2 protein-coding genes, 1 tRNA gene and 1 rRNA gene are annotated in these 8,909 nt (G+C 70.5%); 1 reads left to right on the forward strand and 3 read right to left on the reverse strand.

Translation table 11 applies throughout. The features are described 5' to 3' along the window. Positions 1 to 39: 39 nt before the first annotated feature. A complete protein-coding gene (locus tag ACTWQH_RS26750) occupies positions 40 to 5,646 on the reverse strand; it encodes a HAMP domain-containing protein (RefSeq protein WP_443289323.1) in 5,607 nt (1,868 codons plus the stop codon). Positions 5,647 to 6,014: 368 nt separating this feature from the next. Between ACTWQH_RS26750 and ACTWQH_RS26755 the strand changes: the two genes are divergently transcribed. Further along, positions 6,015 to 8,624, forward strand: a complete 2,610-nt coding sequence (locus ACTWQH_RS26755; protein ID WP_443289319.1) for a SpoIIE family protein phosphatase — start codon at positions 6,015 to 6,017, stop codon at positions 8,622 to 8,624. A gap of 77 nt (positions 8,625 to 8,701) precedes the next feature. Here the strand turns inward: ACTWQH_RS26755 and ACTWQH_RS26760 are convergent. Both ACTWQH_RS26760 and rrf read right to left on the reverse strand, forming a co-directional pair. Further along, positions 8,702 to 8,777 (reverse strand) — tRNA-Thr (locus tag ACTWQH_RS26760). Positions 8,778 to 8,783: 6 nt separating this feature from the next. Beyond that, a 5S ribosomal RNA gene (rrf, locus tag ACTWQH_RS26765) occupies positions 8,784 to 8,900 on the reverse strand. Positions 8,901 to 8,909: the final 9 nt, after the last annotated feature.

Consider the following 8,909-nt stretch of genomic DNA (forward strand, 5'->3'; position numbering starts at 1 on the left):
GCCGCGGATGGTTCCGCTCAACGCGCCCAGTGGGACGGATCACTTGCCGCCCCGCTTCCCGTCGCCGCCCCTTCCCTTCCCCGCGCCCTCGCCGTTGCTCTGCCCGTCCAGCCACTGGCTCATGACGCTCAGCAGCTGGTCGGTGTCGACGGGCTTGGTGACGTGGTCGGAGGCGCCGGACTCGATGCTCTTCTCGCGGTCGCCCTTCATCGCCTTCGCGGTGAGCGCGATGATCGGCAGCCCCGAGAACTGCGGCATCCGCCGGATCGCCGCGGTCGTGGCGTAGCCGTCCATCTCCGGCATCATGATGTCCATCAGCACCAGCACGATGTCCTCGTTGGACTCCAGCACCTCGATGCCCTCCCTGCCGTTCTCGGCGTAGAGCACCTTGAGGCCGTGCTGTTCGAGGACGCTGGTGAGGGCGAAGACGTTGCGGACGTCGTCGTCGACGATCAGCACCTTCCGGCCCCGGAAGTCCCGGTACTTGCGCCGCCGCTTCGCCTCCCCGGCGTTCCTGGCCTTCGCCCCGTCCGCGCCGGGCCCGGCCGCCTCCGGCACCGCCAGGGGCTCGGCCGTCCCCGGCGACGCGGCGGCCTCCTCGCGGCGCAGGCCGTGCTCGGCGGCCGAGCGCTCGCGGTGCCGCCGGGTGAGCGACTCCGCGGCCCGCTCCGCCGCCACGGCGGCCTTGCGGCCCGGGCTCACCGGCGGCTCGGCGTCAGCGGTCTCACCCGCCGCCGAGGGCGCCGACGGCGCCCGCGACGCCCGCGGTGCCGCCGCGCCCGCGGCGCCCTCGCGGGCGTCCGCGACGCCCGGGACCGCGGCCCCGGTCCCGGTCCCGGCGCCGCGCTCCCCCTCGTTCTCGCCCTCGTTCTCGCCCTGGTCCCGGGTCTCTCCCGTCGTCTCCTCCGCGCCGAGAGTGTCGCCGGTCAGCCGGCCGTAGCCGGGCGGCGGCAGCTCCGTCGGCTGCAGCGGCAGGTAGAGGGTGAAGGTCGAGCCGCGGCCCGGCTCGCTGGCCGCGTGGATCTCGCCGCCGAGCAGCCGCGCGATCTCCCGGCTGATCGACAGCCCGAGGCCGGTGCCGCCGTACTTGCGGCTGGTGGTGCCGTCGGCCTGTTTGAACGCCTCGAAGATGACGCGCATCTTGCTGGCCGCGATGCCGATGCCCGTGTCGGAGACGGCGAAGGCGATCAGCGGGGCGTCGGCGTCGCGCACCGAGCCGTTCTCCAGCATCTGCTCCCGGATCTCCTGCGGCGCGTCCGAGCCGGCGGGCCGGATCACCAGCTCCACCGAGCCGGAGTCGGTGAACTTCGCGGCGTTCGACAGCAGGTTGCGCAGCACCTGGATCAGGCGCTGCTCGTCGGTGTGCAGGGTGGCCGGCAGCTCCGGCGAGACGCGCACCGCGAACTCCAGGTTCTTCTCGGCGGTCAACGGCCGGAAGGACGCCTCCACGTAGTCCACGAGCTGCACCAGCGCGATGCGGCTGGGCGTGACGTCCATCTTCCCGGCCTCGACCTTCGACAGGTCGAGGATGTCGTTGATCAGCTGCAGCAGGTCTGACCCGGCGCCGTGGATCGTCTCGGCGAACTCCACCTGCTTGGGCGACAGGTTGCCCTCGGCGTTGTCGGCCAGCAGCTTGGCGAGGATGAGCAGCGAGTTCAGCGGGGTGCGCAGCTCGTGCGACATGTTCGCCAGGAACTCCGACTTGTAGCGCATCGCGACCATGAGCTGCTCGGCGCGCTCCTGCAGGCCCCGCCGCGCCTCCTCGATCTCGCGGCTCTTGACCTCGATGTTGCGGTTGGTGACGGCCAGCAGATCCGCCTGGTCCTTCAGTGCCGCGTTGGAGTCCTGCAGCTGCCGCCGCTGCTGCTCCAGCTGGTCGGAGCGGCCCTTGAGCTGGTCGGCCAGCTCCCGCGACTGCTTGAGCAGCATCTCCGTCTGGGTGTTGACGCTGATGGTGTTGACGCTCGTCGCGATCATCTCCGCCATCTGGCTGAGGAAGTCGCGCTCGATCTGGGTGTAGGGCCGGAACGACCCCAGCTCCAGAACGCCCAGCACCCGGCCCTCGAAGAGCACCGGCAGCACGATCCCGTACGCGGCGGGCGACTCGCCCAGCGCCGAGGAGATCTTCAGGTAGTTCTTGGTGGTCGGCCCGAAGGTGATGGTGCGCCGCTCGTCGGCGGCGGTGCCGACGAGGGACTCGCTCGGCCGGAAGGTCAGGTTCTGCGTGCCCTTGGCCGCGCCGTGGGAACCGATCATGCGCAGCAGGTACGAGCCGTTCTCGCCGGGCCCGGCGACCACCTTGGAGTCGCTGTCGGTGGGCACGGCCAGGAAGAACGCCCCGACCTGCGCGCCGACCGCCGGCGCCACCTCGCTCATGATCAGCTTCGCCACGTCCTGCAGCTCGCGGCGGCCCTGCATCAACGCCGAGATGCGCGCGAGGTTGCCCTTCAGCCAGTCCTGCTCGACGTTGGCCTTGGTGGTCTCGCGCAGGTTGCTGATCATGGTGTTCAGGCTCTCCTGGAGAGCCAGGATCTCGCCGGCGGCGTCCGCGTCGATGTTGACGCCGTGGTCGCCGCGGGTCACCGCGTTGGCCACGCGGGCGATGTTGCGCACCTGCGCCGTGAGGTTGCCCGCCATCTCGTTCACCGAGTCGGTCAGCTGCTTCCAGGTGCCCGCGACGCCGGGGACGCGGGCCTGCCCGCCCAGCAGGCCCTCGGTGCCCACCTCCCGCGCCACCTTGGTGACCTGCTCGGCGAAGGACGACAGCTGGTCGACCATGGTGTTGATGGTGTTCTTCAGATCGAGCATCTCGCCCCAGGCGTCGATGTCGATCTTCTTGGTGAGATCGCCGTTGGCGATGGCCTTGGTGACCATCGTGATGTTGCGGACCTGGCCCGTGAGGTTCGAGGCCATGGAGTTCACGGACTCCGTCAGGTCCTTCCAGGTCCCCGACCCGCCCGGCACCTCGGCCTGGCCGCCGAGCTTGCCCTCGGTCCCCACCTCGCGCGCCACGCGCGTGACCTCGGAGGCGAAGGAGGAGAGGGTCCTCACCATGCGGTTGACGGTGTCGGCGAGCTGCGCGACCTCGCCCCGCGCCTTGACGGTGACCTCCTTGGACAGGTCGCCGTTGGCCACCGCCGTCGCGACCACGGAGATGTCGCGCACCTGGTCGGTGAGGTTGCGCGCCATGAGGTTGACGTTGTCGGTCAGGTCCTTCCAGGTGCCGGAGACGCCCTTCACCTCCGCCTGACCGCCCAGGCGGCCCTCCGTGCCCACCTCGCGGGCGACCCGGGTCACCTGGTCGGCGAACGACGACAGCTGGTCCACCATCGTGTTCACCGTGGTCACCAGGTCGAGGATCTCGCCCCGGGCGTCGACGGTGATCTTCTTCGACAGGTCGCCGTCGGCGACGGCCTTGGTGACGTCGGCGATGTTCCGCACCTGCGAGGTCAGGTTGTTCGCCATGTCGTTGACGGAGCGGGTGAGGTCCTTCCAGGTGCCGGAGACGCCCTTCACCTCCGCCTGACCGCCCAGGCGGCCCTCGGTGCCCACCTCCTGGGCGACCCGGGTGACCTGCTCGGCGAAGGAGGAGAGCTGGTCCACCATGGTGTTCACGGTGTTCTTGACCTCGAGAATCTCGCCCCGCGCGTCCACCGAGATCTTCTGCGACAGGTCGCCGCGTGCCACCGCGGTGGCGACCTGTGAGATGTTCCTCACCTGATCGGTGAGGTTGGACGCCATGTCGTTGACGGAGTCGGTCAGGTCGCGCCACACGCCGGCCACGCCGGAGACCTGGGCCTGGCCGCCCAGGCGGCCCTCGGTCCCCACCTCGCGCGCGACCCGCGTCACCTGCTCGGCGAACGACGACAGCTGGTCCACCATCGTGTTCACGGTGTTCTTGACCTCGAGAATTTCACCGCGCGCGTCCACGGTGATCTTCTTGGACAGATCGCCGTCGGCGACCGCCGTCGTGACCTCCGCGATGTTGCGGACCTGGTTGGTCAGGTTCCGCGCCATGCCGTTCACGGAGTCGGTCAGCTGTTTCCAGGTGCCGGTGATGCCATCCACCTTCGCCTGGCCGCCGAGGCGCCCCTCGATGCCGACCTCGGTCGCGACGCGCGTGACCTCGGCCTGGAAGGCGGAGAGCTGGTCCACCATCCGGTTCACGACGTTCTTCAGCTCCAGCATCTCGCCGGAGACGTTCACCGTGACCTTCTGCGACAGGTCGCCCGCGGCGACCGCCTTCGTCACGTTGGAGATGTCCCGCACCTGCCCCGTGAGGTTGCGGAACGCCGTGTTCACGGAGTCGGTCAGGTCCTTCCAGGCGCCGGCCACCCCCAGCACCGACGCCTGGCCGCCCAGCACGCCCTCGTCGCCGATCTCCCGGGCGACCCGGGTCACCTCCGACTGGAACGACGACAGCTGGTCCACCATCTTGTTGACGGTGATCTTCAGTTCGAGCATCTCGCCCGCGACGTCGACGGTGATCTTCTGCGACAGGTCGCCGTTGGCCACCGCCGTCGTCACCTGCGAGATGTCCCGCACCTGGCGGGTGAGGTTGCGGAACGCCGTGTTGACGGAGTCCGTGAGCTCCTTCCACGTCCCGGCGACGCCCGGCACCCGCACCTGGCCGCCGAGGCGCCCCTCGGTCCCGATCTCGCTGGCGGTCCGGATCACCTCGTCGGCGAACGAGTTCAGCGTCCCGGTCATGGCGTTGATCGTCTCGGCGAGCTGAGCGACCTCGCCGCTCGCCGACACGTTGATCGTCTGCGACAGGTCACCGCTGGCCACGGCGGACGTCACCTGGGAGATCTCCCGCACCTGTTTGGTGAGGTTCCCGGCCATCACGTTCACCGAGTCGGTGAGGTCCTTCCACACGCCGGACACGTTGGCCACCCGGGCCTGGCCGCCCAGCACGCCTTCCGTGCCGACTTCACGGGCGACTCGCGTCACCTCCTCCTGGAAGGAGGAGAGCTGCTCGACCATGGTGTTCACGGTGTTCTTGACCTCCAGCATCTCGCCGGAGACATGCACCGTGACCTTCTGCGACAGGTCGCCCGCGGCCAGCGCCTTCGTGACGTTGGAGATGTTCCGCAGCTGGGCCGCGAGCCGGGCCGCCATGGAGTTCACCGAGTCGGTGAGGCCCTTCCAGGAGCCCGACGTGCCGCGCACCTGCGCCTGACTGCCGAGCTTGCCCTCGGTGCCGACCTCGTACGCCACGCGCGTGACCTCGTCGGTGAACTCCTGCAGCTGGTCGACCAGCCCGTTCACCGTGCGGCCCACCTTCAGGAACTCGCCGCGCAGCGGCCGGCTGACGCTGCCGGTCTGCGCCCGCAGGTCCATCCGCTGCTCCAGGTCGCCCTCGGCGATCGCCGCCAGCATCCGGCCCATCTCGGACACCGGGCGTACCAGGTCCTCCAGCAGGTCGTTGGAGTCGTCGATCGCCTTGGCCCAGGCGCCCTCGCAGGCCCCGGTCTCCAGACGCTCCGTTAGCTTGCCCTCACGGCCCACGACGCGGCGTACGCGCGCGAGCTGCCCGGTGACGTGCATGTTACGGTCCGCCACCTGGTTGTACACGGCCGCGATCTGCGCCATCGGACCGTCGCCGGTGACCGTCAGACGTTTCCGGAGGTTCCCGTCGCGCATGGACTCCAGAGCGGACAGCAGCCGCTCCAGGGCAGCGGCGTCCACTTCGACGGTGCCGTTGCTCCGAGACCTGCCCGTACGCCCCGTGCGCGCACGCGCCGCGGCGCGCGCCACCGCTGTGTCAGACACCACTGTGTCCCTCCCGCAGGGTCGACCACTTCGCCCGCCCGTACACGTCGAGCGCCTCCAGTGTTTCACTCCCACCCGACCGGGCGATAACAGTTCGGCAGCATCGCATGCCGCTGTTCTCCCGGTCAGGGGGAAAAGCCCGGATGCACCGTCCGAGGGAGCAGACGAGGTCAGTAACCTGGCAACCGGCTGTCTTTCGGGCATCCGGGTAGTGACGAGAAACCTCTTGGGGGATTGACGTGATCACCGCGCGGGCCGCGGCCACCTTCGAACCGGTCGGGCGCTCAGTCGCGACCGCGCGCGGATTCGTCCGGGACACGCTTCAGGGCTGGGGCATGGCCGACCTCATCGAGGACGCCGTCGTGCTCACCAGCGAGCTCGTCACCAACGCCGTGGTCCACGCGGGCACGGCCGCCGAGGTGCGCTGCCTGCGCGACGCCCGCGGCGTCCGCGTGGAGGTCGTCGACCGTCACCCCGAACGCGAACTGCCCCTGGCCGAGGTCTCCCGCGGCCACGTCGACCTCAACAGCGAGGGCGGGCGCGGCCTGATGCTCTGCGCCGCGCTGGCCTCCCGCTGGGGCGTCGACTACACCACGACCGACAAGTGCGTCTGGTTCAGGCTCGACCAGCAGTCGCTCCCCGTCGGCACCCGCTCGGCGGGCCCCGTCCTGCCCGACGACGAGCTGCCCCTCGGCGACAGCCGGGTCCGCGTCGCCGTCGTGCAGATCGACCGCACCGACACCGTCAGCGCGTGGAACGAGGACGCCACCAAGCTCTTCGGATACGCCGCCGAACAGGTTGTCGGCAAACCGCTGGCCGACCTCGCGGCCTGGCCGCAGACCCCCGGCACCGGCACCGGCATCGCCGAGGCCCTCTCCCTCTCCCGCTGGGAGGGCAGCTATGGCCTGCGCGACGCCAACGGCCGCACGATCCCGGTCTACGCCTGCCACCTGCGCGTCCGCGACGCCCGCGGTGAGCCCTCGACGGTCTGCCTCATCGTGCGCGAGCAGGAGCGCGCCATCCTGCAGAGCCCCACCCGCGTCCCGCTGCACGGTGCCATGGGCGAAGGGCTCGACCGCGCCGGCGCCGACCCCCTCGACATGCTGATCGGCTCGCCGCCCCCGGACGACCTGGACGGCCTGCTGCAGCGCACCGTCGAGCGGGCCCGCGACATGCTCGACGGCGACGCGGCGTTCCTGCTGCTGGCCACCGACGACGAGACGGAGCTGGAGGTGCGCGCCACCACCGGCCTGCCCTCCGCCCGCCAGCGCTTCGCCCGCGTCCCGGTCGAGACGGGCAGCGGGCGGTACGGCTCGGCGCGGATGCCGGCCGTCCACCAGGACCTGGCCACCGCGCCCGGCGCCGTGCCCCTGCTCTCCGGCACGGGGATGCACGCGGTGGTGACGGTGCCGCTGAAGGTCGAGGGCCGCCTCACCGGCTCGCTGGGCGTTGCCTCCGAGACGCCGGGCCGGTACGGCAACGAGGAGGCGCTGCGGCTGCAGTTCGCCGCCGACCGGATCGCGCTCGCCGTGGAGTCCGCGCGCCTGACCGAGCTGGAGCGGCTGCGCCGTGGCTCCCTCGCCTTCCTCGTCGAGGCGTCCGAGCTGCTGGCGGGCACCCTGGACCGCGACCAGACGCTGGCGCTCATGGCCCAGATGATCGTGCCGACCCTCGCCACCTGGTGCGCCGTCTACACCATCCCGGAAGCCGGCTCGGATCCGGTGCTGTCGTACGTGCTGCACGAGGACGAGGACCAGATCGACGGCATCAAGAAGCTCCTGGAGCGCGTCCCGCCGCCCGATCCCGGCAGCGGTCTCGGCGTACGCCTCTGGACGGCCCCGGCGGACGCCGCGCACAACACCACCCTGCGCACCTCGCTGCGCAGCCTGGCCCTGGGCAAGGTGCCGCCGCCCCGTGCGCCGGAGCCGAGCCTGAACACGGCCGCGGCGGTCGGCGGCGAGACGGTGGTGCTGCCGCTGCTCGCCCGCAACCGCGTCATCGGGCTGCTGGCACTCGGAAAGCCGACAGACGAACGGTTTCGCCAGGACATCCTGGAGCTCGCCGAGGACCTCTCCCGCCGCGCGGCGCTGGCGTTGGACAACGCCCGCCTGTACAGCGAGCGCACGGCCATCAGCCAGTCGCTCCAGCGCAGCCTGCTGCCGCCGGAGCTGCCCGAGATCGAGGGCGTGGACGTCGAGGTCATCTACCGCGCGGCGGGCGAGGGCAACGAGGTCGGCGGCGACTTCTACGACGTCTTCCCGATCCGCGAGGGCGCCTACGGGTTCGCCATCGGCGACGTGTGCGGCACGGGTCCGCTCGCCGCGGCGGTGACCGGACTCGCCCGCCACGCGCTGCGGTTGCTGGCACGCGAGGGCCTCGGCGGCCCGGCGGTGCTGGAGCGGCTGAACGCGGCCATCCTCGAGGAGGGCCCGCGGGGCCGCTTCCTCACGCTGCTGTACGGGGAGCTGTGGCCGCAGCCGGAGGGCGGCGCCCTGCTGAAGATGGTGTGCGCCGGTCACCCCCTGCCGCTGCGCCTCGCGCCGGACGGCCAGGTCATGACGGCCGCGACGCCTCAGCCGCTGCTGGGCGTCATCGACGACCTGGAGCTGTTCGAACAGACCGTGACGCTCAGCCCCGGCGACGTTCTGCTGTGCGTCACCGACGGCGTGACGGAACGCCGGGAGGGCACGCGCATGCTCGGGGACGACGGCTTGGCCGATGTCCTCAGCACGTGCACGGGAATGACCGCCGGCGCCGTCGCCTCGCGCGTACTGCGGGCCGTCGAGCGCTTCGCCGCTGACGCTCCCTCAGACGACATGGCGATCCTGACGCTGCGCATTCCCGAATGAGCCACGACAAAATGTCGACACAAAAGGTGAAGGGCAAGGACCCGATGGCCCTTGCCCTTTCATGATTTCTCTGTTACTGGAGCCCCAAAACGGAATCGAACCGTTGACCTTCTCCTTACCATGGAGACGCTCTGCCGACTGAGCTATTGGGGCAATTGTGTCCGGCGGTGTCCTACTCTCCCACACGGTCCCCCATGCAGTACCATCGGCGCTGGGAGGCTTAGCTTCCGGGTTCGGAAAGTAACCGGGCGTTTCCCTCCCGCCATGACCACCGGCACAAATCTC

It is taken from the genome of Streptomyces sp. 6N223, from assembly GCF_052246635.1.
GTDB lineage: Bacteria > Actinomycetota > Actinomycetes > Streptomycetales > Streptomycetaceae > Streptomyces.

Coding starts and splice junctions, on each gene's coding strand:
- ACTWQH_RS26750 (WP_443289323.1), bottom strand. CDS start 5,646: ATGCGCGACGGGAACCTCCGGAAACGTCTGACGGTCACCGGCGACGGT.